Annotated in this window: 22 protein-coding genes; 10 read left to right on the top strand and 12 right to left on the bottom strand. The window is 42.7% G+C overall.

What is annotated here, in order from left to right:
• Positions 1–3 precede the first annotated feature (3 nt).
• The 12 genes from AC5JM2_RS01735 to AC5JM2_RS01790 all read right to left on the bottom strand — a co-directional run bounded on the left by AC5JM2_RS01735 (position 4) and on the right by AC5JM2_RS01790 (position 8,171).
• The gene (locus AC5JM2_RS01735; protein WP_495833187.1) at positions 4–537 is read right to left on the bottom strand and encodes a chemotaxis protein CheW; all 534 of its coding nucleotides are present in this window, start codon (positions 535–537) and stop codon (positions 4–6) included.
• 70 nt (positions 538–607) lie between these two features.
• A complete protein-coding gene (locus AC5JM2_RS01740) occupies positions 608–1,000 on the bottom strand; it encodes a response regulator transcription factor (RefSeq protein ID WP_495833188.1) in 393 nt (130 codons plus the stop codon).
• Positions 1,001–1,338: 338 nt separating this feature from the next.
• Entirely contained in the window at positions 1,339–2,781 is a 1,443-nt protein-coding gene (locus AC5JM2_RS01745) for a response regulator (protein WP_495833189.1), read from the bottom strand.
• A gap of 801 nt (positions 2,782–3,582) precedes the next feature.
• Positions 3,583–4,068, bottom strand: a complete 486-nt coding sequence (gene apcA / locus AC5JM2_RS01750) for an allophycocyanin subunit alpha (RefSeq protein ID WP_495833190.1) — start codon at positions 4,066–4,068, stop codon at positions 3,583–3,585.
• 170 nt (positions 4,069–4,238) lie between these two features.
• Complete coding sequence (locus AC5JM2_RS01755) at positions 4,239–4,439, bottom strand: hypothetical protein (RefSeq protein ID WP_495833191.1); 201 nt, start codon at positions 4,437–4,439, stop codon at positions 4,239–4,241.
• 382 nt (positions 4,440–4,821) lie between these two features.
• Positions 4,822–5,001 (bottom strand): high light inducible protein, encoded by a 180-nt coding sequence (locus AC5JM2_RS01760; protein ID WP_495833192.1) that lies wholly within the window; start codon positions 4,999–5,001, stop codon positions 4,822–4,824.
• Between the two features lie 70 nt (positions 5,002–5,071).
• Entirely contained in the window at positions 5,072–5,269 is a 198-nt protein-coding gene (locus tag AC5JM2_RS01765; RefSeq protein WP_495833193.1) for an NblA/ycf18 family protein, read from the bottom strand.
• A gap of 71 nt (positions 5,270–5,340) precedes the next feature.
• A complete protein-coding gene (locus tag AC5JM2_RS01770) occupies positions 5,341–5,616 on the bottom strand; it encodes a hypothetical protein (RefSeq protein ID WP_495833194.1) in 276 nt (91 codons plus the stop codon).
• A 135-nt stretch (positions 5,617–5,751) separates the two neighbouring features.
• Entirely contained in the window at positions 5,752–5,910 is a 159-nt protein-coding gene (locus AC5JM2_RS01775; RefSeq protein ID WP_495833195.1) for a hypothetical protein, read from the bottom strand.
• 199 nt (positions 5,911–6,109) lie between these two features.
• Complete coding sequence (locus tag AC5JM2_RS01780; protein ID WP_495833196.1) at positions 6,110–6,334, bottom strand: hypothetical protein; 225 nt, start codon at positions 6,332–6,334, stop codon at positions 6,110–6,112.
• A 299-nt stretch (positions 6,335–6,633) separates the two neighbouring features.
• The gene (locus AC5JM2_RS01785) at positions 6,634–7,593 is read right to left on the bottom strand and encodes an orange carotenoid protein N-terminal domain-containing protein (protein ID WP_495833197.1); all 960 of its coding nucleotides are present in this window, start codon (positions 7,591–7,593) and stop codon (positions 6,634–6,636) included.
• Positions 7,594–7,655: 62 nt separating this feature from the next.
• Positions 7,656–8,171 carry a response regulator gene (locus AC5JM2_RS01790; RefSeq protein ID WP_495833198.1) on the bottom strand — a complete coding sequence of 172 codons (516 nt, stop codon included), beginning with the start codon at positions 8,169–8,171 and terminating at the stop codon, positions 7,656–7,658.
• 1,454 nt (positions 8,172–9,625) lie between these two features.
• Between AC5JM2_RS01790 and AC5JM2_RS01795 the strand changes: the two genes are divergently transcribed.
• The 10 genes from AC5JM2_RS01795 (at position 9,626) to AC5JM2_RS01840 (ending at position 25,627) form a co-directional block, all read left to right on the top strand.
• A complete protein-coding gene (locus AC5JM2_RS01795; RefSeq protein WP_495833199.1) occupies positions 9,626–9,976 on the top strand; it encodes a hypothetical protein in 351 nt (116 codons plus the stop codon).
• Positions 9,977–10,973: 997 nt separating this feature from the next.
• Positions 10,974–11,171 (top strand): hypothetical protein, encoded by a 198-nt coding sequence (locus tag AC5JM2_RS01800; RefSeq protein WP_495833200.1) that lies wholly within the window; start codon positions 10,974–10,976, stop codon positions 11,169–11,171.
• 21 nt (positions 11,172–11,192) lie between these two features.
• Positions 11,193–12,851 carry a PRC-barrel domain-containing protein gene (locus AC5JM2_RS01805; RefSeq protein WP_495833201.1) on the top strand — a complete coding sequence of 553 codons (1,659 nt, stop codon included), beginning with the start codon at positions 11,193–11,195 and terminating at the stop codon, positions 12,849–12,851.
• A 532-nt stretch (positions 12,852–13,383) separates the two neighbouring features.
• Positions 13,384–15,696, top strand: a complete 2,313-nt coding sequence (locus AC5JM2_RS01810; protein WP_495833202.1) for an NACHT domain-containing protein — start codon at positions 13,384–13,386, stop codon at positions 15,694–15,696.
• Positions 15,697–15,881: 185 nt separating this feature from the next.
• Positions 15,882–16,145, top strand: coding sequence for a hypothetical protein (locus AC5JM2_RS01815; protein ID WP_495833221.1), 264 nt, complete (start codon positions 15,882–15,884; stop codon positions 16,143–16,145).
• Positions 16,097–16,210 (top strand): hypothetical protein, encoded by a 114-nt coding sequence (locus tag AC5JM2_RS01820; RefSeq protein ID WP_495833203.1) that lies wholly within the window; start codon positions 16,097–16,099, stop codon positions 16,208–16,210. Before AC5JM2_RS01815 ends, AC5JM2_RS01820 begins: the two co-directional genes overlap by 49 nt.
• 226 nt (positions 16,211–16,436) lie before the next feature.
• Positions 16,437–16,676, top strand: coding sequence for a DUF3134 family protein (locus AC5JM2_RS01825; RefSeq protein ID WP_495833204.1), 240 nt, complete (start codon positions 16,437–16,439; stop codon positions 16,674–16,676).
• Positions 16,677–17,769: 1,093 nt separating this feature from the next.
• The gene (locus AC5JM2_RS01830; RefSeq protein WP_495833205.1) at positions 17,770–20,340 is read left to right on the top strand and encodes a dynamin family protein; all 2,571 of its coding nucleotides are present in this window, start codon (positions 17,770–17,772) and stop codon (positions 20,338–20,340) included.
• A 475-nt stretch (positions 20,341–20,815) separates the two neighbouring features.
• Positions 20,816–24,232 carry a molecular chaperone gene (locus AC5JM2_RS01835; RefSeq protein ID WP_495833206.1) on the top strand — a complete coding sequence of 1,139 codons (3,417 nt, stop codon included), beginning with the start codon at positions 20,816–20,818 and terminating at the stop codon, positions 24,230–24,232.
• A gap of 237 nt (positions 24,233–24,469) precedes the next feature.
• Complete coding sequence (locus AC5JM2_RS01840; protein WP_495833207.1) at positions 24,470–25,627, top strand: hypothetical protein; 1,158 nt, start codon at positions 24,470–24,472, stop codon at positions 25,625–25,627.
• Positions 25,628–25,681: the final 54 nt, after the last annotated feature.

The raw sequence follows: 25,681 nt of genomic DNA on the forward strand, positions 1-25,681 counted from the left end.
TTGTTAAGAAACTGTTGTTCGGTGTATTTGCCACAGGGGATACTGAGTAATTGCTGTGACATCTAACACAATATTGCCATTTGGCAAAGCTCCTAGAACAAAAGGTAGGAGTTTAGGAGGAAATAAGCCTACTGCTGCTTTTTGCAGTTGTTGCAAGTCGTATGATTCAATATCATCAACTTGTGGTACTACTAGACCTATAGCTTGTTCGTTGACCTTAACGACTATTGCCACAGGAGTTATCCCTCTCGTCAGCAGAGGATATCCAATAAGATGGTTTAAGTCTAAAAGCCACAGCATTTCTCCTCGCCAGTGATAAATTCCCAAAATACAACTTGGCATTTCAGGAATAGGTAGAATGGATGCTAAATTAACCCGCGATATTTCGGCAATTTGTTCTAGAGGTAATAGTCCACTATCCTGAAGTCCAAGGGGAAAGCGAAGCAATTTAGAAAGGTTAATTTCTGGGAGCAGTGGATTTAGTTCCAGTGGCTCAAAACTAGTCACTGCGAGTACAGATTTAGATTCTGTCTGCATAATTTTTTTAGTTCTAAATTGTTGTTAAAAATTGCTATTTGATTAATTTTGAATCCCAAATTGCGAATAACTAAATGATTTGTCTACGCCAAGATTGAAGTTGTGAAGTTAATTGCTGAATTGTTTGAACCAGGTGTTGCTGGTTTACTGGTTTAGGTATATAAGCATCAGCTCCCAACATCGTACCCCAAAGTTTATCAGCTTCAGTTCCTTTGGTTGAACACATCACGACTGGAATTCCTTGTGTATTGGCATTGGTCTTCAGTTCACGGCATAATTCAAACCCACTTTGCCCCGGCAAAATGACATCAATAATCACCAAATCAGGCGTCTGGAATTGCAATTTTAGCTGTGCTTCTTCACTGCTGATAGCAGTGACGACTGTTAAGCCTGCTTGCTTGAGATAACAAGTTAACACTTGAGTTTCTGTCAAGCTATCTTCAACTAAAAGGACTGTGGTCATAAAAAAACATTCCTGTATACTTGGGAATAGGGAATTCTTAACTTTTAAGAGAACCTTGTAAAATCTTACTTTTGCAATCTTGTCTATTAATAACTAATGATCCTAGTGGGAAGGCCACGTCAGAAGGCTATCGGGTATGCCTGCGGAACGTCGTAAATGTTCATGCGTAGCGTGCGCTTTGCGATCAGCGCCAGTCGCGGGGGCGCGTGGAAAACAAGGACTGCATAGCGCTGGTCCACTAATGACTGATGACTAGTGATTAATGACTAATTACCAGTGATTAATGACTAGTGACTAATGACTCGTGAACTTTATTGGACATAAATCAACTCAACAAACTAAACTTGAACTGTTTGTAGATGAGTTGATTGCACAGGCACAGGAGTTGGTAGATGCTTCTGTAAGACTTTTAATACCTTTTCTTTGGTAATTGGCTTTGCTAAAAAGCCAGAGGAGCCTACTATCTTTGATCTGACTCTGTCAATTATACCATCACTGCTAGTTACAATAACTACAGGTGTGTTTTTGAAAGCTGATATGCGACGAATTTGAGTACAGATTTCATACCCGTTGGCGATCGGCATAATTAAGTCTAAGAAAATGAGATTTGGTTTGTACTCTAGCAAGATTGGCAGTGCTGTGACTGGATCTTGAATATTGACATACCTATAGCCAGCTAGCTTTAGAATCTCGCCCATTATGAGATTATCGCTTTGGCTGTCATCTATGTAGGCGACTATTGAGGCAATCTCTTTAGGTTGAATCAATTCTGTTTTTGCAGAGTCAAAGGTTGACTGAGGGCGAGTGTTCTCCTTACTCGGTTCCATTAACTCTGGAGTTTGCAAGGAGGTAATTTCTTTAGGTTGAATCAAGTCTATTTTTGCAGAGTCAAAGATTGACTGAGGGCGAGTGTTATCCTTACTCAGTCCCATTAACTTTGGAGTTTGGTGGGAGTCAGTTTTTGTTGAGGGGTTGGGTAAGCTTTGAGACGGCGGAGTGTGTGTTTTGTTCCCAACTAAAACAGCCGAAGCTTGGGTTTGTTTTTCCCTGGAGGGCGCTGATATCGTTGACCCGACTGGAACTCTTAAGTCTGGGATAGTTAAGAGTTCTATAACACCCTGATGCGCCAAATCCTGTACAATGGTTGCCGCAGTCGTCACACTTTGTCTGGTGTGTAAGGCGATATCCCAAATGGTGTTTTCACCATCAATGAGCTGCCTGAGACGGAAGAGAGTTTTAGAAATTTGTAAATTTTGCTCAGAAGTAGGTTGTTTAAAAATCGGTGCCATGTCAGGGCAAAGTGTTCCTAAACCCATGTTTCGCCATTGCTTGCACAGATCAAGGGCTGTGTATAACGATTGATTTACTTCTATCAGGGCAATAGGATACAGTTTTTTGGGTAACCAAAAGCTTTGCAAATCCGAATGACCTACCAAGCTAAATAGAACCTCTTCAACAATTTTTTCAATAATACCTTTTGCACTCGTCAGACTTATCTGGTTTTTATTAATACTCTTGTTCAGTAAGTGATATTCCCACAGTTCATTCTCTTTCAAATCAAGAGCATCAAATTTCAACTCAGGGCAATTTTGCTTTAGTGCTCTATGCCAACGCCGAACACGATGAACTCCCTCCGTAGCGTATAGCAAACGTCCCAAGAAGAAATACAGATGCCACTGGTTAGCCCCTGATGAAAAAATCAGTTCTCCACTAGCTCGTTGCTGGCTTAATGCTGCTAACCTTTGAGCAATATTTGTATAGCTTGGAGGTACTGGTTGCATTAGGCAATTTCCCTTAATGAAAAGTTACTTATTTTCTCTTGGAAGTTGCACCCAGTGTTTTTTTTAATCTTACTCCCATCAGGCGTGCAAGATTACCTATCTTCTTTTTGATTGTTTTGGCGTCCTTGGCGACGGACAGTTCGCTCAAGTCGGGAAACCCGCCCACGCGACTGTCCTCGTCTTGTTGCTAATCGTTAAATTAGGTATTCTTCTGGCGGTTCGGGAGTAGCTTTCGGTTTTTACAGTTAAACAGCAATATTTCGGCTGACTACTTACCATTAAACAGCAATACTTCGGCTAGCTAATTGTGGTAGACATATGTTCTTCTAATGATAGATCAGCAATATTACGTAAGAACAATCAGATTTTAAAGAATTGTGAATAAAACATGAAATGTGTTTTGGGCTTGTGAAGGTGAACTAAAAACCCGAGCCACCAAGTTGGTAGTTCGGGAGAAAAGATGCTATAAATTAGCTATCAGGCGCTCAAGCAGAGAAGAAAGTCTGGAAAATCAGCGTTCCAGTAAATCCTGACGTAGCAAGCACTAACAAAATACTGGTTAAGAACAGACCTATTTGAGGGCTAGAACCTAGTACAGCGCGACAGAAATAACCAGACAGTTATAAACAGGGTAAAACCTAGTTTATATATGTACTTTTTCTCCTGACTTCTGAGTCCTGACTTCTGAGTCCTGACTTCTGAGTCCTTGTACTAGTTCCTTGTCTTCTCGACCACCTGTTCAGAGAATGGCGGAGGCGGAGATCGCACACGGCGATCGCCCGAATCGGTGATTCCTGTTGCCTACTCGATAGCACTAATTAGGTAGTCGAAGTAAGTGCCAACAACGCCCGCATCTTCTCCAGACAACATCGAGGTAGCGATGTTCTTCATAGCACGGACACTTTCGGCAACGGCGTCAATTGGGGTGCCGAGGGATCTGTACATTTGGCGAACACCAACGATCCCGATCTCTTGAATTGGCGTAGTATCTCCAGCCGCAACACTGTAAGTGATCAAGCGCAGGTAGTAATCCATATCCCGCAGGCAGGTGGCAGTCATCTTGTTGCCGTAGGCATTTCCACCTGGAGAAACAAGGCTTGGACGCCTTTGGAACAGTTGATTTCCAGCTTCCTTAATAATGCGATCGCGCGAGAGAGTTAAAGCTTGCACAAGGCGTAGACGGCGCTCACTACTGCTAATAAAGAGCTTGATCTGGTCCAGTTCTCCAGGGCTGAGATAGCGAACCTCGGCATCTGCATTCACAATCATCTTCGTGATAATACTCATTAACGAACTCCTGAAATTAAATTAGGTCTATCTAAAACGGTTAAATTATTTACAGCTTGAACCTGCCTTAGCAAACTGTGCAGTTTCTCACCCTCGATAACTTCTGTCTCTAAGAGTTGAGTGGCGATACGCGTAGCGTATCGCCTTGGGCTTATCGCCTCCAGTAAGTCTCAGTTGAGCTTGAGCGTATCCAAAGCTTGCTGATGAGCCGTTTCCACAATTTCCTTCACCTCGCGGTTGATCGCCTGTGCTGTTTCCTCACTCAGCATCCGGCGGGGATTGGGCGCACCATTAGCTAGGAACATTGGTTGTTGTCCCTCTTGGTATGCCTGCGGATCTAAGGTTTTGCTCAGACGAGAGCTTGTCACCATCCGCTCTGCGGTGATCCGTCGCACGCTCTTGAATCGGCATGAGTATCACCAATCCTTATAATTTGAGATGTTTTATTTGTGGGTGTTGAAGACAGCAGCACATCTCAGGTTTGGATGAGAAATTTCACATGTAACGAGTGCGAAAAAACGATAACCCCATAGAGAAATTAACAAAGCATAGGGTGATGATTTAGTATTTCCTCCCCTACAGCATGACAAGCCACTGTTTTATTTATGGGGTTATTTGATTAAGTACGGTATAAAAGTTAAGACAAGCATCTCAAACTCAAAGGTTTGACTTTTTCTGTGAAGCTCAAAACGAAGTTCAGATTAACCTGTTGCTTCTTCAGCAGCGTACATTGGTTGAGCAGCAAATGCTGACCTACAGAATACTCCAAAAGTGAAGTAAGCCTTGACCAGAAAACATTTCAATCAGGACGGTGGATATGAAGCCAATCATCGCTAAACGACCGTTCCAGAGTTCAGACTGAGGTGTGAATCCCCAAACCCAAGCATTACGCTTATCGTTCACTGAGGAGGTGATGTTTGTTTTAGCTGACATAGTTAATACTCCAAGTTTTGTGACTGTAACGAATGACTCAGTTGTGCAAAGTCAGGATTGCTTGCCGATTTTACACAGAGGTGAAATCTTCATCTAATTTCCACTCTTTTTTCAGAATCTCCTGATACATCGTTTCCCGAATCATCATTTGCTTATAGTGCAAGATCAAGCATTCTTGAGCTTGCTCGCGAGACATTTGCTGCACTTGATCAGTAAAGCAACGGATGCTAAATTCTTGCTCTAAAGTTAGTTCGATACCCTGATCCATAGTTGGCTCCTGTAACTCAATTAGGGTGAAAACTATCACTTCATGGCTCTGCTTCTCGTGTCCACCCTTGATTAGAAAGGTCGAAACAAGAAAGTCCAGAGGATACCTGCAATAGCGATCGCGATCAAGCTGAGGTTGTAAAAACGACCTACTGTGGGGCTAAGTCCAAATGCCTTATCTTCTTTGCCTCCAGTGAAAAGCAGTGACCAGGCTTGAGTTGCGTTGATGTTCTCAAAGTGATTGAAACCGGGTTTGAAGACAACGGGACTGAACACAGAGGGACTAGTTAAGTTAACATCAGTGGGACTGAACACAGAGGGATTAGTTAAGGCAACATTAGTTCTCATTGGTTTTATCCTTATATTTTGCAAAAGTGTTTAGGGTATATAGTGAAGTTCAATTTCCTACAAGCCAGTCAACAGACCAATTACGCTTTGTCAGGCATGAGCCTGAGCCAGGAGGGAAACGTCTGTGCCCGTTTTTCACAGATACTGAGTAAAGCTAAACCGAGGCTCATCCATCACGTACTTTTTGGATTCGATAGCGTAGTTGTTCAGCCTACCGAATTCTTCAATCACTAAACCGCTTTTTATAAGTTCTGCTTTTTGGATTTGTGATGTTCTATAAATTAAATTTAACATTTTTATTACAAAATTGCAATGTTTATTGCAAAATAAAATCAATAATGATATGTGAATTTATGAACTGCCCTGTATAAAATATTTGCGGCGTTGCTGATTGAATGTATGAAAATAATTTTATTTTTTTCAAAACCCTTGTAGAGACGTAGCTACGTCTCTACATTTGGATTCAGACAAGGATTTAGCAATGCCGTATTTGCTATCTGTAACGTACAGCAAGTGAAATTATGTCTGGTTCTGGTAGCAGAATCATAGTCTCGTAACCAATTCTGCCAAAGTCTGGTTCTGGATCCATCGGCATCTCTACAAGATAAATCCAGCTATCGGATTCGGAGTAGTAATCTTTAATCTTTCCTATGCCACCAACAAATTCTACTGTTTGATTTTTTTGAAATCTTGGTGCTGGTATAATGTTTGCACGCATTAAACTCTCCAATTTTCAATAATTTTGATCGTGATTCTGGGCGTAGAGCGATGCTCATTCTTGAGAGACTGCGCCAAGGGCGTAAGCGCAAACCGTGCCGCTAGACATACAAAGCAGCGTGTGCTTTGCACTCAGCCATGCCGGAGGCTATACGCCCGATCTTGTATGGTGGGTTTAATGTGTAGGCTTTGCCAGAGCGCAAGGAAACCACCATTTTTATGCTTTAGAGCATGTTTTAAGCCAGAGCGATCGCTCTGGCTTAAAACACAAAATTCATAACTCATCCCTCTCAAGCTCTTCTACTGAACAAAGCCCAGGTTCAGTAGTTCTTGGGGAGATGCCAGCAAGTCAATTGCCACAAAGAAAATCTTGCCTTGCGGATTGAGCAAGAACCGCCATGCTAGATTTATGCCAACACTGTCACCAAACCAGGGAGTTTGCACTTTACCCGTCACTTTAATCTGGGTGAACTCTTTTTCCCCTGGCTCAGACACTCCCCTTTCAGGAATCAGCTTGAGTCCGTAGCATTCTTCACGCATGTACACAAGAATGGACTCATGATCCACAATCGGTTTTTGGAAAGGGGGTTGCAGGGCACCGTCTTCAGCAAATAAAGCCACAGCCCCCTGGAAGTCAAAAGCGTTCATATTCTCCATGTAGCTCAGGACTGTCAAGTTGTCGATGCCCTCAATGCTGACTTTAGCTCGGGGTGCGATATCTTTAGGTGGAACCACAGGTTCTTTGACTTTTTGAGTGCCAACACTTGGGGCATACCCCATGTTGATGACAATATCCTGTAATACGGCGAGTTGCTGACCTCCTTCAAGTTGACGGATGGCTTGGAGGACATCTGATCCCTGCGTAGAAAGTTTATAACCTTCTGGAATGGGAGCAACGATTCCTTCTTTCATCCACTCGCTTAACTGATACCAGAAGCCCAACTTGACATTCGTGCCGAAAGACGAATAGGTACGGCAGATGGGAGTGTCAGTATGGTTAACGAGATCGCACATAACTTGCGTTTGCTCCCCAGCAGGCATCTGCTTGATTTGAGTCAGGGTTTTTTCTGCAAAGACTATGTTGACTACCTGCATAGCAGCGGAAGTGATTGTAACTCCCATCTCGGTATAGGCAAACCAAAGTAAAGCCAACTGATCCTCAGCACTGAGTTGATTGAATGATTCAACCGTAGCTGGAACCGCATTAGCAACTTGAGTGTCAGGAAAAATGGAGCGTGCAGACTCGATAGTAAATGACATTTTTCAAAATCTCCAGAATGAAATGACATTGATTTGTTGAAAGTTTTTCAAAAATGGTGATGCTAACTTGGAAATCCCAGTTCTAACTGCTTTTCGAGACTTAGCTCACCATGTCTAGGGACATGACCTAAAATCCGTTGAGCGATCGCATATGAGGACTGTTGGCAAATCGCTAAACAGGCAAGCACAACAAGGAACTCATCAAAATCCAAGGGTTTGATCAACCACAGGTCAAACCCAGCACACAGAGCACGTTGAAGCATCTTTTCATTGACATAGCCTGTCACAGCAATGGCTAGCACCACTTCCCCTCGCTCTCCCGCTTTGGTTCTGACTTGTTGAATCAGGGCATAGCCATCCTCGTTTGGCAAAGCAATGCCACTCACGAGGACATCAGGTTGCCATTGCACAAATATTTTCAAAGCTTGCTGGGCTAAAGATGCCGTTTGCACCTGGACACCATAGGGTTGCAGCAGCACTGTGATCAAATGGCAGAAATCGGCATTATTGTCTACAACGAGTACTCGCAGCCCTTGGAGGGATTGAAGATTAGTAGGAAATCTATTATTTGGATACATACCTACCCCAATCGTGATTTCACGTGCAATAGTGCTAAAAATCTGGTAACCCTAGAGAGGAGTTAACCGGGTTAGTGGTGACTAATTTCTTATTGATTTTCCTACAGCATGACAGGGTGCTGTTTCATTTCTGGGGTTATTTGTTTAACTACAATATGAAAATTAAGAAAAATGTAAAATCTGAATTCCTTTTTTCCGGTCTGGTTTTTTAAACTGGCATTTCCTGATAGCAGTAGCTACAACGCTCTTTTAAGTTTTCCCAAACGCACGTAACGGAGTAAAACGTCTGAACAGTGAGGACAACTATGCCTACTGATCATGGATTGACTGAGTGTTGGAGATAGACCACCTTGGCTGCAAGCAGTGATTAGCAAGGGGAGGCAAGTGTAGAATTTGTTCACAAGAGTTAGCATGACATCCTGATGTTAGAAATCATGTTTCAGCAAGCGTTTGAATAGCGTATAAGTTGTATGAATTGTGATAAATAAGTTGATATCATTACCTAAGAAAGAGAGAGGGCAGAGGAGCCAGTGCGTTGGGGAGGACAGTGCCCTATGGCTTACGCCACGCCTTACGGCTATCGGGGAGAACCTCCGGTTCCGCTGCGAAGAGCGCAGTCGCCTACGGAGGGAGACCCTCCGTAGGCGTCTGGCGTCCGGGTTTACCGGCTTGTAAGCCCTTCGGGCACGCTACGCGAACGCGAAGCGTCTGGGCAGGAGTTAGCATCTGGCGTTCTCCCGACCTAGGCATCTGGCGGAGCGCGCAGCGAGATCGGAGGTCTTCCCCGGAGGGGGGTTCGGTGAGCCAGTGCTCGGAAGCGAGTTTCCCGCAAAGTCGAGCCAGCGCCGTGCGGGGGTTCCCCCCGTTGAGGCGTCTGGCGTTGCCGGGCGTAAGATTCCGTCCGGCGAGCTTTGCGACTTGTTGCAAGAGCGTCTGGGCAGGAGTTAGCACAAGCGCGTCCCGTTGAGAGGACTGGCGTCGGCGAGCCGCGCTTGTTGCACCTGGCGTGGCAGCTATGCTGAAACAGAGAAATATAATTTCTGTTTCAAAGCAAGTCCTCTGTTCTCTGTCATATGGTTAAAAGCCCCTGATTTTATTGATAAAGACATAATAATTTGTTCGCGTATCACCCAAAATTATGCTTTATAGAGTACTTCTGGTTTGATCACTAAAATTAACAATAAAAAATCGTTATTTTTTCCATCATTTGAAATATTTCAATAGATATTCATATCAAAAAGCCAGGTGGTCGTCTTGCTTGTATGATAATTTTATGAAGCTTATATTCAGCTTAGATTATAGCCAATCGCGTTGTTGTTTATTCCGATCAGACATGATTCCTAATATCTAAGTTTGAGCCTATTGGGGGTTACGAATTCTTCAAAGTCCCACTAATGTTTAGAATATAGGGCAAAGAGCCGTATAAGATTTGGCAACTGAATCGAGGAGAACTAATGTTCGACTTCAACATCTTGGCTGAATTTTCACGCACTTACTGCATTGGCATTTGTGCCTTTTTAATTCCAGCCAACCTGATTACTACCTCGCTGACAATGGCTTTTACACTATTGCGCTGTCCGGCTGTTCAGGTCTGGCAAACAGCTGGAATTGCCAGTATTTTTGCTCTAGTGATGATATTTCACGTATTTACTTGGTTCATGATTGGAGTGGTCATGGCTCCCACGTACATTTTATTGGGGATGGGAAGCATCTGTCTGTTTGCCAATTTAGGGGCGATTCTCCTACGCAGACGCATCGCTGCGGGACACATATTGCATCACGCCTTAGCACAGGTGCGGCTATAAAAACATAAACGCCCGAAGGGGTGCTTCCTGCAGGATAGTTTTTCTTGTGCGGACTAACGAAAAATCCAGCATTTCAAACCACCGCAGGCGGCTTTTGCTTATGTAGCAACGAATTTTATGATGATACTGAGACAAACTATTTGAGAAACCCTTGGTCACTAACCGTCATGTCTATTTGGGTCTTTTTTCTCCTTTTTTTTCTGGGGATCTTTTTTTGGTTTTTTGGCTTCTTTATTGCCCTTTTTTTCCTTGGACATTATTGCTCTCCAATATGGTGATAAGTAAAGTGGCTACAAGACCAGTAAAGCCTTTTCAATGGTATCACTTTTGCTAAAGAAATTGAACGGAAAGCTCGCTCTTGGAAATCTATCCAGACATTCATGGGGTAGCAACTATAAGTGGTTGCTACCCCATAGATAGTATTCGCTATTATTCGCGTTTACTTACGCAGGCTAAGTGTTTGAATGTAAGAATCATCCGTCAGGACTCCTTGGCGGAGCCACCAGACGTTCCGCCAAGGAGTCAGAATGGTTATTAAACAAGGAATAGATAGTAGTGATATTTTTTGACAATCATCCAGTTTGACTTCTTAAATCTCTTGAATTGGTGAATTCAGCAATTCTAGATTCTGAATGCTTACGTTTGAATAGCGTATAAGTTGTATAGGTTGTACTAAAAAAATTCAAATCATGATAATAATTTGCCAGTCCATCACCCCAATTTTAGCTTGATAGAGTACTTATGGTTTGCTCACTTAAAATAACAAAATTGATTCTCAAAGATACATACAAAGATAGATACAATTTTATGCATGTCAATCAATACTAAAATTAGTTTGATAAATATGATTTGGTGAAAATATTTAATTTCTAAAAATAAAAGAAGTAATGGCATATGCAGAGAGACTTGCAGATACCATGATTGACTTAGCTAACCTTACCTGGTTTATCCAGTAAGTTTGGTGAGAAAAAATAACAAGAAATAAGAGATAAAAGAAATGCCTAGGCTTGTAGGACAACGTTCTAATACTGGAGCAAACATCACCAGTTTAATCATCCTTGTCGCCATTGTTGGGGTACTCCTCGAATACCTTGGCGTAATTGACATCGTTCCTGGTTTTGGTCGAGAGGGACGCTACTTTCAGCTTCAAGGTCAGCCAACCAACGAACAGGGCACTGGACAAATCAATCAATAAGAACTGCGAGGAATCAATAAAATGCGTAAAGGTAGTGATGTTATAGGGAAAGCGGTAGTCACCTATGACACGGGTAAGAAAATTGAGCGAATTCGAGATTTGATTTTTGATCAAAAACGCAATCAACTTTTGGGTTTTCTGGTTGAAGAAAAGGGACTGTTTCGGGATGCAAAAGTGGTTCCCCTGGAACAGGTGCAAGCTATTGGGTTAGATGCAATCGTCGTTCACTCGAAGCAATCTGTTGTTAGGGCAGATCATATCCCGGTGATCAAAGAGATTCTGCACCACAACAATGTGCTTATAGGAACAAGAATTCTGACTACTACGGGACTCGACCTCGGCGGACTGGTCGATTTGTTTTTCGACGAGCATAGCGGACTGGTAGAAGGATACGAAGTCTCCGGAGGTGTGTTTGCCGATGCTTACTCGGGGCGATCTTTCGTTCCCGCTCCCGAAACGCTGAAAATTGGTGACGATGTCGCCTTTGTGCCTCACGAAACTGCTCAGATGATGCAAGAACAGGTTGGTGGCATCCGGGGAGCCGTCCAAGCAACTGGAGATAGATTGCAAGACTCGGCGGAGACTGCCAACCGCAGACTGCAAGCAACCGCTCAAACCGTTAATGAGCAACTAGAAAGCTCGGTAGAGAACGTGAACCGTAGGCTACAGCAAGCAAGCCAGAATGCAGGTGAGCAACTGCAAGCCGCAACCGATGCCACCAGCAGCAAGCTGCAATACCTTAATCGAGATGCGGCTGCTTCGCTGACGAACAATCTGGTTGATTCTACAGAGCAAAAGGTATACGTGATTGGCAAGCGCGTCGAGCGGGATGTGCTGACTCCAGACAGTAGCGTACTGCTACTCCAGGGACAGGAAGTGACGCTAGCTGATGCGGAAGCTGCTGAGCGTATGGGCATCCTCGATGAACTCTATCGCGCAACAGGTGGTAGTCTGACTGCAAATATCAGCCGTCATCTTCAAGCAGCAAGGGAATCTACTAGCAATCGAATTCAGAACGCGACTCACAGTAGTGCTGATCACCTACGTCGCTCGGTTGATGAGGTGGCAGCACACGCGGCGAGCAAGCAGGCAAGAGGGCGCAGAGTCCTACAAACAGTACGTGCTGATGATGGCTTGATTATTGCGGCATCTGGTCAGATTGTGACCGAACCCGTCCTTGATCGTGCCCAGACTTACGGTAAAGAGGCAGAGTTGCTGAACGCTGTGGGTCTGACTCTGGCAACCGCAATCCATTCTACCGCAAGTAACACATGGTTAGAAACCAAAGTTCAACTGCGCGATCGCTCCCGTGTTGCCCAACAAAACCTCAACACCTTCTGGCAAACCCTGCAAGAGAAGGCACAAGAGCTACAAGGACGCAGGGCGCAAGCAAGCAAAAAGCAACGAATTGAACAAGCACTCGGTCGTCCAGTCACCCGTGTCATCCTTAACCCAGAGGACAACGTGATTCTCAATGTGGGTGAACTGATTACACACCGCGCCGTCCGTCAGGCAACAGAAAGCGGTGTTCTGAATATCTTGCTGAGTTCCGTCTACGTCAAGGAGCCAGAAATCTCTGACAAGGAGTTGCGTGCTTCAGAACACGGAATGGCAGCCCTAGAGTACCACGGTAATGGTCGATGGCACGAAGTGCCCGCCCAAAGGGCGATCGCAACCTGAAGTCCAATCAGTCTTAGTTAACTAACAAAGAAGCTCAAACCTTTGACAGGGCAGCAGCGGTGGGTGAACCCGAAGATCGGGGGACTACCGCCGCGAAGATGTCGGTGTTCATGGAGATGTTCTTAATCTGTACTTCTACAGCATGGCAGATGGGTGCTTGAGTAATGGTTTTATCAAAGGTTTGAGATGTATAAAATAAGTTAATTCTGTTTGATTTTTTTACAAAACTTTACAATAAGTCATGGTACTAAGGTACCATTTGTCATTCAGAGTTGTTCCAAAATACGTTGAAGTCCAAAACTCAACATTCATAGGGTCTTTAGGGGATTAATTCCACAAGTTCACCTAGAATTTTCAGTGTGAATAACTTTTCGCTTGGTTTGATTTCGATAAAATTAGAGTAAAGTTCTGAAACTTTGTATAACGTATCACTCTAACTTCAAGGAGATTAACTACCACAGAAAAGGCTATAGAATCAATAAGATTTCATAAAAAATTAGGTTATTGATTTTAGGAGCAAGGTATTTGTCCTATGGTTAGGCGATCGCTCCAAGCATCACTCACTGGGATTCAACAGGCTAAAAGAGCGTTTGCCTACAAGGGGTGGACTCAGGAAAATTTGGCGTGGGAAGTCAACTTAAAGACTCGACAACCGATTTGGCGATTTTTCACGGGGCGTCCGGTTGAGCGTCATGTTTTTCTGGAAATTTGTTCTGTGTTGGAACTGAATTGGCGGGAGATTGCTGCCAATCCCCCTGCAGAGTTCGCTGAACCCGGAGAATTCACCCAGATTCCTGTACTGGGTATTGATGCCTTGGTGCAACAGGTGCGATCGCAACGCCAAGACAAAATTCAAGACCAGTGTGGTATCTTGCAGTTGTTAGATATCAGCCGTCCCGTTAGCATCGATGACATATATATTGATGTCAATATTTTGGAGGAAATCGCCAGCCAGCAGTGGTTAGAAATCTCTGATCTGCAAAACCTTGGTCCAGAAAAATTTGACCGCTTTGGCTTAGGTGAGGTTGAGCAGAAACAAATACCGGGTATGCGGGCAGTCGAAACGTACCCGAAGCTCAGGGTGCTGGGCAAACCGGGGGTAGGCAAAACTACCTTTTTGCAACATCTCGCCATTCAGTGTCAGCGAGGCGCATTTGCGGCAAACCAGGTTCCTATCTTCATCACACTGAAGAATTTTGCTGAAGAGTCTAGAGTCAGCGGCGAGTTCAGCTTCATGAACTACATCCGCCAAGAGTTTCTCACGTCTGGAATTTCACAAGAGTCAGTGATTGAAACCTTACTTAGTGCAGGCAGAGTGTTGCTGTTGCTTGATGGGATAGATGAAGTTCTTAATCAACAGAGCAATGCTGTCTTAAAAGAAATTCGCAGATTTTCGGACAAGTATCACAAAAATCGGTTTGTGGCGACCTGTCGAACGGCGGCTCAAAAGCTCACGCTCCGAGGCTTTACCGATGTTGAGATTGCCCCGTTTACCCAAGAACAAATTATCGCCTTCGCTCGAAAATGGTTTGTGGTGTTTACCAAGACGAACACTCAGGCTGGGCAGGCACAGTCCGTTCAGTTTATTCAGAAGCTGGACTTACCCGAAAACTGGCAATTTCGCCAACTCGTCATCACACCTCTGTTTCTGCATCTTGCCTGCTGGGTGTTTCATGGTCAGGAAAAATTTCCAACGAAGCGGACTGAATTTTATAAGCAAGGGCTAGATCTTCTCTTGGGCAAATGGGATGAAGCTAAAGGCGTTGAACGGGATAACGTTTACCGAGGGTTTTTATTGCCACAAAAGCTCAGGTTATTGAGTCAGATTGCGGCGGCAACGTTTGAGCGGGGTCAGTACTTCTTTGAGCAACGCGTCATTGAGCAATACATTGGTGAGTATATTGGGAATCTGAGCAATGTTCCAACGGAGCCTGAGGAACTACAACTAGAAAGTGAAGCGGTGCTGAAGGCGATAGAGGCGCAACATGGGCTACTGACAGAACGGGCGCGGGGAATTTTCTCCTTCTCCTATCTAGCGTTTCAGGAATACTTCACGGCAAGAAAAATAGTTGCCAGCCATAATCTAGAAGCATTAGAGCAAGCTTTGGGAGGATTGGTCAGTCACATCACTGATCCTCACTGGCGCGAAATCTTCTTGTTGACAGCTGCCATGCTCCGGAGTGCAGACGGGCTGGTGCAGTTGATGAAGCAACACATTGATGCACTAGTCGCCCAAGACCCTTACCTACAAGAGTTTTTGACGTGGGCAAGCCAAAAAGCTCATACGACCCCGTCGCAACCTTTGGTTGCGACGGGTCGAGCATTTTACCTTGCCTTTGCCCGGACTCCTCACATAGCTTCTCACTTTGCCCTAGCCTGCACCCTCGACCAGGGGATGTTTCTGGATGTGGTGTTAGATAACCTGCTGCTGGAGTGTGCGATCGACCGAAGCCAAGATTTTGCCTATGCTCATGCCTGTGGAGATGCTCTGGGCAACATTCTAGGCATTGTTCTGGATGCTGGACTCCATAAATCCCTGCAACAACTTAGGGAGCAATTGCCGAATCCAAATAAAAACCAAGAAAAATTTCAGGTCTGGTGGCAGGCACACTCTTCAGCCTGGGTTGAACAGTTAAAGACGACGATCATTAATTATCGTAATATTGATCACCACTGGCAGTTTAGCCAACAGCAACAGCAAGCGCTGCAACGCTACTACGATGCCAATCAGCTACTGCTCGATTGCCTGAATAGCAATTGTGAGGTGACGGCTGCGATTAGGCAGGAAATTGAAGCAACCTTATTATTGCCGACTAAGGAACTTGAGGACAGGGAATGGCAATAAGTCTAGTTTTGTCCAGCGTTCACCGGATAGCACCATTGTCCACTAGGAGCAAAAAGTCTAGAAATGCTTCTCCTAGAACGACTTGCGCGGATGATTTAAAGTTTTGCATACAAATATAACCCTTTAAAATATCAAATAAAAATTGCTGGAGTCAATTTTTATTAAAAAAATGTTATAATTTAAAGATGAAAGAAAAAAAACAAAATATAGGCTCACCTACGATCACCTTAGAAAAGAAAGTAGTAGCGCATCACAAGAGTGATGGTAGTGAACTCATACCCGCTGAGGTACAAACGAATATCCGTCATAATGGCAGTCAATTGCTTGATCTGCCTCTTGCAACTGGCTACACCGTAGATGATCACCGAATCATCAATAACTACGCAATTGAGCCCGATCCTTGGCAGAGTATCCCTCAACAAAACAGCAGCAACGTTATTTATTCTTAGGAATAGGAGCTATCCTGTTCCTTGCTGTGATAGCGCTGATTGGATTTGCTGTTAGCCAGGCGTAACAATAGCTAGGTATTTAGCTTCAGTCCAAGATATCTAGCTAGCACTGATCCTCTGGTTTTCGCCCTCCTCGCATATATGCTTTGAAGAATGCCAGGGACTGAAAATGATGCCAGAGTGAGGCGTTGTTGAGACGGTTGAAGAGGGTTATACCCCAGGGCAAACGCATCTAAATGTAGTACACAAGAAATTGATTATCGCACGTATATGTGCATGAGGTAAACAAAGATGGTTAAGCACTACAATTTTCCTTCGCTCCACGAAGAACCCCGAAACCAGCGAGCACAGATTCTCCTTATAAAAGAAAGTGAATCTCTTTACAAGTGGATTGAAAGCACAGGTCGATTCAAATCGTATGAGTCTGATGAACTCCATGCTGATGACTTGTCAGAAGAACTGGACGACATTATGGAGCCATCAATTTATGAGCAAGAGAAAGAGGAAGAAGGGGAAGCATTGTATCTATAATAACTAATCAAGCAGACATGATATAAATGGTCATGTCCGTTTAACTATTCATTATACGGAATAGGGAAAATTTCTGGTGGCCGTTCAGGGGGTACAAATAACAAGCAAAGCACAAGCGGGTGGGTTGGGGAGATCTCCGTTGAGATAAACAAGCTAACCGAACCGTATTGAGACCAGATGTACCTGCAACGATAAAATCAAATTTTTACAAATATTTTTCGGAACACTTTTCACACAACAAAAAATCTCAGTTGCAGCAAAGATCAAGCTGAGATTTTTTTGTGGGGTGTGTTAGCGCTACCTTGTCTACTCCTAGGTAGTCTTATTAGCTAAACTAATCCTTGACAGGAGCGAGGGATGAGGACACTTTCGTACAAGGGTTCTCCCGCTCTGAAAAAGTGTTCGTGATATAGAAAAGGAAAGATCAATCAGAGAATTTTATAACTCCTCAATGGATTTATCTATGTTTTTAAGTAAATTTTTTAGAAGAATTGGCGAATAAAATATCTGTGGTTATACTAGCAAGTATAGCAACGGACAGAAAGCTCAGGACAACAATCAATTCACAATGTAAGCTGTTGAAGGCGTCTACAGCCGACTTGTCCTAACGGCTTTGGCGACTGCTATAGTTGTATTCAAAATCTGATAAAAAGCAAATCAATGTCTCAATATTATGTTCTTTATGATACACAATATGAATTGCCAGTCTAAAAAATAGTACAATATGACAAAACTTTTTCAGTCGTTTCTTGTTGTTTTTTTAAGAGAAAGTGTAAAAATATTACTTCTGTTTAAATTTTAGCAAAGAATCTTGTTTGACTACATAATTAATTTTTGCAAATTAGCTGTAATCGTTGGTGCATGACACTTCGTTAACGCCACTCTACGCATTTAAGATAAATTATAATCATCACTTTTTAGTACTGTCATTATAAAGAAATAAATTGCTGAGATTGGTAAACTGGAAATTTTGATGTAAAAAATAAGATACAGCTGTGGTTGATGCTGTAAATCTAGTATTTACGGATATTCAGCTAGAGCTAATGTTCCCGAAGTACAGAAAAATTATTTGAGTTCTGAATCAGGAAATTATATGAACAGCGATATAGCAGTAGAGAAATTGCGCCGCTATAAAGAGTATGGGGAATCTGTAATCCAGAACCTTGAGTTGGTTTCACAAAACCCACCTCCTCAAGAAAGTTGGGTTCCTAGCAGTCTTCATGAAAGTATCCAGCGCCTTCAGCAGTCTGCTCAAAGAACGGTGCAACTTGCATCCTCGCCAGTCAAAATCGGTATCATGGGGGAATTCAGTAGTGGAAAAACTTTACTTTTAGGCAGTTTGATTGGCTACGCAGATGCTTTACCAGTCAGTGAAACCCCCACGACAGGAAATGTGACTGCTATCCACCTTGTTCAACAAAGCGACTTTCAAACAACGAAACTTGGCAAGTTTACAGTTGAATATCTTTCTAATGAAGGAGTAAAAGAGTGTCTGCGCTTTATGTTAGAGGAAGCGCAGCAACGAGCAAAAGCTACAGAATTTCCTTCAGCACAGCTTGATGCTTTAAAAAGTTTACACCCCACGCGAGAAGTTGACATTAATGGTATTTTGAGATGGTGCGAGCAAGCGTGGAAGCTGCAAAGTTTGGAACTACGCTCTCTGCTTAAGGAACTGGTTGCTTTTGTCCGTACCTACAGCGCTTATAAAGAAGATATCTGTGGTAAAAGTTACCAAATTGACAACACGACTGCTCACAAAGGACTAAGGCTTGCACAAGCGCCGATAAATATTTTAGAACTTAGCTTTGACCATTTGCCCTCTACTCCCAAACGCTGGGAGAATTTAGCACAGCCGTCAGCTCAAGATTTGCAAAATAGCTTCTCGCTGATTCGTCGTGTAGATGTCACAGTTGAAATATCAAAAGAAATTTGGGATTTGTCTTCTTTACAAGGGACTAATGAATTTATTCTTTTAGATTTTCCAGGCTTGGGATCTGCTGACTCTGGTGTGCGGGATGCTTTTTTATCTTTACGAGAACTCACAGATGTACAAACTATTCTGTTGCTGCTCAACGGTAGATATCCTGGTGGTGCAACCGCAGCGAAAATCCGCAGTATGCTAGAACGGGATAAGGGACAAGACCTGAGAGACCGTATTATTGTAGGTGTAGGGCGCTTTAATCAACTACCCCTTACAAGTAGTGATGAACGGATTATTGATGATCTTTTATATGAGATGCTGCTTTCAGAAGAAGCTGTTCTTGATGAACTCGGTATTCTGAAATTGGCGATCGCCAGCGCAAACAATTTGACGACAGAAAAAAAGAATATTGTTTTGTTGTCGCAACTTTATGGATTAACGAAACTCGCAGAACTTTCTTCTCTTGTACAAGTTTGCTCAAAAGAATTCTTAAGTGAACTGGACAAACCCAACAAACCAGAGGAAACTGAACTGCGGCAGAAATGGCAGAAATTAAGTGAAATGCTACCTTCTTCTAGTATATTACACAAACAATTGAGTGACTATGCTGAAGATGGTGGTATTGGAAGATTACGTTCATTACTGAAAGAACATGTTGCCCTTCATGGTATGAAGCAGCTTGTAGAAGACACTCAAAGAGCTGCTGAGGCTTTGCGCAAAGAGCAGAATAATCTCAACAATTTGCTTGAAGAAATCCCCGCTTACATACCAGTTGAGGAAAGTTCTACTTTTTTCACCCTGCGGGAAGCAATTGAAAATGTTGTCACAACCTACAGACGATTTCAAGAAGATTTAGAGAAGCAGCCTATTCTAAAAAACCGTCATACTATAGCGGTGAGCGAAGTTGTTAAAAATGAATTAACGAATAAAATCTTCTTTGATTGGAGCGAATGGACTTTGCTTTTTGATAGAACCCAAAATGGAACAATATCTCTAAGCAAAAGTGAAAGCATTTTTGGAGAGGATGAAGTTGATGATTCGATTCCGACAAAAAGCGATGATTTTTATGCGGCATTTGTCAACACTATTAAAGAGATGCAAGGTTTTGCCCATGAGCAAACGACAGAAGCTGTAACGGACTTATTCAATAAATTATCTACTGATGTACAACTAGAACGCGAAAAACTCAGTTCAATTTTGCTACCAGAAAAAGAAAAACAAATTGAACAAAAATTTGGGAAAAGTCAAGTCCGCTTTTTCAGAAATCTCTTGCGTGCTGTTGATCCTGCTAAGAAATGGCAAAATCTGATCATTCAACACAGTGGACTGGCTAGTAGTGCTACTCCTATCAATGCTGACATTTTATTCCCTTTAGCACGCAAGGACGACAAGCATCAGAATGGTCAAATCTTTGATTGGAGTCCGGATAAACAGTTTCGTGTTCCCCCTAGACCATTCAATCACCAAATTGCCGTTTTGCGACTGCGAGATGAAATAACTGCTAGTGCAGGGTTGCATCTTGTGCAGTATGTGAGTCAGTTAACTAAGCAGGTGAAATCTTCTTTTTCGAGAGCTTTGAAAGAAATTGTAGATAATCTGCAAGAACTTTTAAAGTCGAAAAATGAACCTTTACTCAGACACATAGCATCTGCACAAGAGGAAACCTCGACTCCTATTCCACCGTGGTTAGAAACTCTTTCTCAAATTCCGACAATTTCTTATCCACAGGAGATGAGTCATTAGTTAATTGGTTAGTTGTTAACAGCAATACTACACTAATTCCGAATAGGTCGTGAACAATAAAGACAAAAACGAACCGCAAAGAGGAGCCAGCGCCGTGGGCGGATCCCCCGACTTGAGGCGACTGGCGTCGCAAAGAGCGCAAAGAAAGAAAAGAGGAAGAAGCTGTACTACTCCTTTACCGGTGTAAGATTACCTATCTTATTTTCTTCTTCCTATGCGCCAAGGGCGCACGCTACGCTAACGTGTCCTATGCGCTAAGGCGCACGCTTCGCGAACGTGTCTTTGCGGTACCCTGCGGGAAGCCGCTCCGCGTCTACGTTAAATTAGGTATTCTTTGGGCGGGAAGGGAGTAATCATTGAATAAACTTCTAGCAATAAATATGAAAATGGATATTTATGATTACATGTCTTTCAAGATTGCTAGAGGTTTAATTGCTAACGACTAACTATATTGAAATTTCAGGAAATACATGAGATGGGTGTTAAAATTGAGCTTTTAAACCGCTACCAACTGCGTACAAAAGATGATGAGTTATTACTTCTGCCAGTTATTGAAATAAAACCTACTGAGAGTTTTAATTTACCTCATATCTCCAAAATTGATATTGTTGTCAGCGGAACGCCAGAAAAGTTAGCAGCACAAATACAATCTGCTTATAAAAGTGTTAACTTTAGCGCTAGTAGATTCCTGAGACTTTCGACACCACAGCGATTAAAGCAAACTGAGTGTAGGTGGAATGAACCACTACCAGCAGGTGTGAACTGCACTTTGCAAGTCATTGTTGAGTATTTTGATTCGGATGAAATAGGTAATCCTAATTTATCTACAAGCAAAAACTCTACGGCTGAGTGCAATATATGGACTTATGCAGGTATTGAAGATACCGTAATACAAATGTCAGTGAGAGATACGCTACCATTGCCACTACCAGAACCTTTTGACAAACCCGAATCATCTCAAGAAAGCAAAAAGCCAGAAATTACTTATCCAGGCTGGTTTGCGATTGATTTCGGCACTTCTAATTCTACAGTTACGCTCTACGATCCCAAAGTCATTGTCACTCCAGATAGTTTACCTAGCGAGCAAGAGGTGCGGCTACGGGAACGTATGGCACTATGGTTAAATCAGCGTCCTGTGGATAATGTCCCAGGTATCAGTCGTCATGCTTGGGAACAGGAATGGCAAAAGTTTTTAACTGAACTGAGTAAAGATTTTGTTTCAATTCCTGATTCTGTTCACCAGAATTTGGGGGAGCAACTTTTTCGAGGTGTTGACAGTACTGAGTTATTGGAAGCTATCCGACAGATAGAAATTTGTTTGAGTAAACGTCTTGGTTGGTTTCGTCGCGCCGCCAGTAAACGGTTGAATCAGATCTATCACGAAGTTTTCCGCGTACCACCTCTGGAATGGCAAAGTTTGATTCCAGTAGAATTGGACAAAGACCGTCGTCTTAATGAAATTCCTAGTGAGTTAGAAGTTGTTAATCTGGAACCTTCTTTGTCAAAAGATGACTCCGCAAAGGTGAAAGTTGTTTTAGGTGAACAATCTAGACAGCACAGATTAGACACGATTGGAAATGGGGAGGAAATTGAAGGGAGGTTCCTCCACTCACCCAAGCGCTATTTTGGTCAAGAACGTTCTTTTAAAATTACACTAGATGACCAAGAAGATACAATTGAGGTTAACAAGCTGCTTCAAGCTGCTTATGCTGAGCTGATTTCGCTGACACAGAATTATCGTCAACGTTACCCAGGTAAGTGTTCTGAGGGTAAATTCTACCGTGCAGTGGTGACTTACCCAACGATCGCCTCACCATTTGTGCGCCGCGAAATTGAGAAGCTGGTGAAACAACTGGATATCGAAGATGTGCAGATGGCTTATGACGAAGCGATTTCGGTCGCCATCTTCTTTTTATGGCGAGAGTTTGGCGGTGATTTGAATGTGGGGATTGAATCTTTCAAAACCCGTTGCCGTTACAATGGGGATAAATGGTGGCAAAATGTCCTCGTTTTGGATATTGGTGGCGGAACCACTGATTTAGCGCTTATTCGCTTGACACTGGAAGAAATTAATCCCTTTGAACCTGGGGAAGACCGAGGCGACGGCGGACGGTATTATAAATTAACTCCTAAATTATTAGGTTCTTCCGGACATTTGCAGTTGGGTGGCGAGTTGATTACTTTGCGGTTGTTTTTGTTGTTGAAGGCGGCGATCGCAGACTGTTTACTCACAGCCGTAACTGAAGAACGTTTACCAAAAGATGTGTTGAAAGTGCAGCCAGAAGAGTTGAGCGATCGCTTTCTTAATAACAGCAAATTCTTACCTGGTAGCCTATTGGCTTGTGTAGACAAAGAAATTCGAGAAGGCGATGCTTACAAGGATGCTTTAAATGCAGCAGAAAAAGTACTTCCCACTCGCTGGAAATATTCATCATCTCGCGCACAAACTTTCTACACTCTTTGGGAACAAGCAGAAAATGCAAAAATAGCACTAGGTCAAAAGCGCCAACAAGATGCACCCGAACCTATCTTCATTCTTGATGGATCAAAAATCTCTGAACTGCTGCAACAAAACGATATTGATTTATCAACTGAAGTTGTTGATAACCTAAGTGTAACACTCACAGTACAGCAATTTGAAAGAGCAGTATCTCCTGTGATTCGAGAAGCGGTTGGTATTGGTCAAGGATTGCTCGAAAATGCTTTAGAAAACAAGCTTTACCATTCCCGAAATTCTCAAAGTAGCAAAGAGCAAGTTGACTGGTTGATTCTGTCTGGAAAAACTTGCAACCTTGAATTAGTTGAACGTGAACTTTATCGAGTTTTTAGCAAGTCTGACTATTTTGTTTGGAATGAAGAGCGAGTCACCTTTGAACCCGAATATACAAAGCTTGCAACCTCGGCTGGAGCTTGCTTTGCAGAAAAACTAAGACAATTGGGTTTTGCGCCGAAAGAATCTAAAGAATTGCTACGTAGAGGAGCTAATCAACTCTATATTGATGTCAAAAATCTCTTTTATTTTCTGCCATGCTCTTTTAAAAGAGAAGTGATTGGAGGAACTTTAGATCCAATTTTTCAAGCTGGGCAAGAACTTTATCAACTAAAAGCTGACGATGCAATGGCGAAATACCGCAGTAGTTGGCAAGGTATGCAGTTAACAAATAATATCATTCGTCAGGATTTTGAGAATATCAAACCTCAACTTTGGGGTAGTTATAACGGCGATGCTTTGAGAAAGAAACTGGAAATGAGTGAGGAAGATTTTAAAAGTTCTATCAAAGTCCAGTTTGAAATTAATCAAAAGCTTGATATTGATTTACTACTTTGTCGGGGAAATCCTCACTATTTAATTCCTGTGAATATTCCCTGTCTTGATGCGGCAAAAGTCATAGGAATACCAGATGTTATTTCTGAGGAAGATTTGGTGGTATGTGATATTGCTGTGAATGTGGCTGAATCGGCAAATGCTCTCAAAACAGATGCTCATACTGTCGTATTTGAAGCGGATAAAAACTATAGCAGAAATTTGAGAGTGTTTCGATATGATGATGGTGCTATACAACCACAAATGATGGGGTTAATTACTGAATTACCTTCCTTTCCTACGAGTGGCAAACATACATTCTACTTTCAATTTCACAATCCCAAATCTAATAAATGGGAACTGATTGGCGAATTACCCGAACCAGAAGTCAAAAGTGAATATCCTTGCCGATATTATGTCTCTCTCAATCAAAAAGGTATCCTGAAAGTACATGCATTTGAAGTACCTTATTTGACATCAAAAAATCCAGAATGTCTTCAGCAAGAAGGATGTGTTTTTCGAGATAATCTCCAACCACAGCCTAACGATGTAAAGGCAGAACGTGATCCGTTTTCTGGAGAACATTGAAACAGTTATAGGAATCCAGTTTGATTCGGTGAATTGACTCGTAGAGGTAGGGAACGCTTAACAGGGAACAGGGAACAGAAAGTGTACCTAGCTTCGTCTCTTTTGTTAACTGTTAACTGTTAACCCTTCGGGTTCGCCAGATGCCTACGGAGGGAAACCCTCCTGCAGCACTGGACTCACTGTTCACTGTGGAGAACTTGGGAACGAGAGAAATTTAAAACTCAAAACGGAGGATATATGCAGCACCTCAGCAAGTTATTGAAAGTTGACAACTCAAATTTAGCTTGGGTATTGCGGTTGAGTTTGCACGGACTGCGGACTCAATTACAAGAAGCTTTAAAAACCGCAACTACAGATCCAGGAAGCACTGCTTGTCAAGAATTGCTGAGGGAATTAGATATACTTTTGCAAGAAGCTTTTCAACAGGAGACTTTGAGTGAGGAAACTGTCTTGTCCTCACAGGAGAATTCTTGTTGGGAAGATGTGTTAGAACCAGTCACCAGTGAACTAAAAGACGAACTCAAATTAAGACAACTGAGTGAAGTTTTGCTATCTGACCGAGAAATATCAAATTATATCGGGGATTACCAAATTCTTAGCACTCATGATAGTGATTTGTGGAACGAGATGCAACGTTTGCTCTTACGCGTTCCTGAGAAGATAGCTCATATTTGGCAAGAGCAAATGTTAACACAAGCAAGTCAAGTGGGTGCAACAGAAGATAAGCGCTCATCGCACTTATCACTACCTTTCATCCGCAATGAATATATCTATCCTGGTTTGAAAGGGAAGGTAAAAGCGACTGGCTTATACTTATCAGACCAAGTTGATTTTGATCCACGATTAATGGTGAAAAGACACGATGGTGAACTTGATTTGTTAGCTGGGGTGGTTTCTATTTGTCTGAAATTTATTGAACTCGATTTATCTTTGCACCATGCGCTCAAAAGTGTTGATAGATTCGGTGTGAGGTCTTTAAACGATGAACGAGAAAAGTCTAAATATATTACAGCACTGATAGACCGTTTTCGTCGGGTACAAACCACTGCTGATAATGTCGATCCAGTTGTCGCTTTGCGTGCCAGACTTGATTTAGATGAAGCAATACACTCTTTGGTGTATTTGCCATGTGCTGAGCGTTATTCTTGGTGGGGTAAATTGCAACAAGAAGCACGGCGTACTCTGGACTCAATGGTAGAGAAAACTCGTCATGCTGGCTATCATGTGCAAATTCGTCCATTATGGGGAACCTATGCTGATGTTTTTAATTGGTCAAAGGACGATTTGCAATTAGATATTGGTGGAGTGCGGGGGGAGGTGTCTGCATGTTTGCGGGTTTATGCCAAGATTAACGATGAGGTGCTTCCAGGAAGAGTTCTTTTTCGTTCGTCTTGAGTCGCGGATTTTTTTGTTGGGGCTATTGCTGGATGTGATATGAAAAGCGATACG

The sequence above is a fragment of the Brasilonema angustatum genome (genome assembly GCF_059505445.1).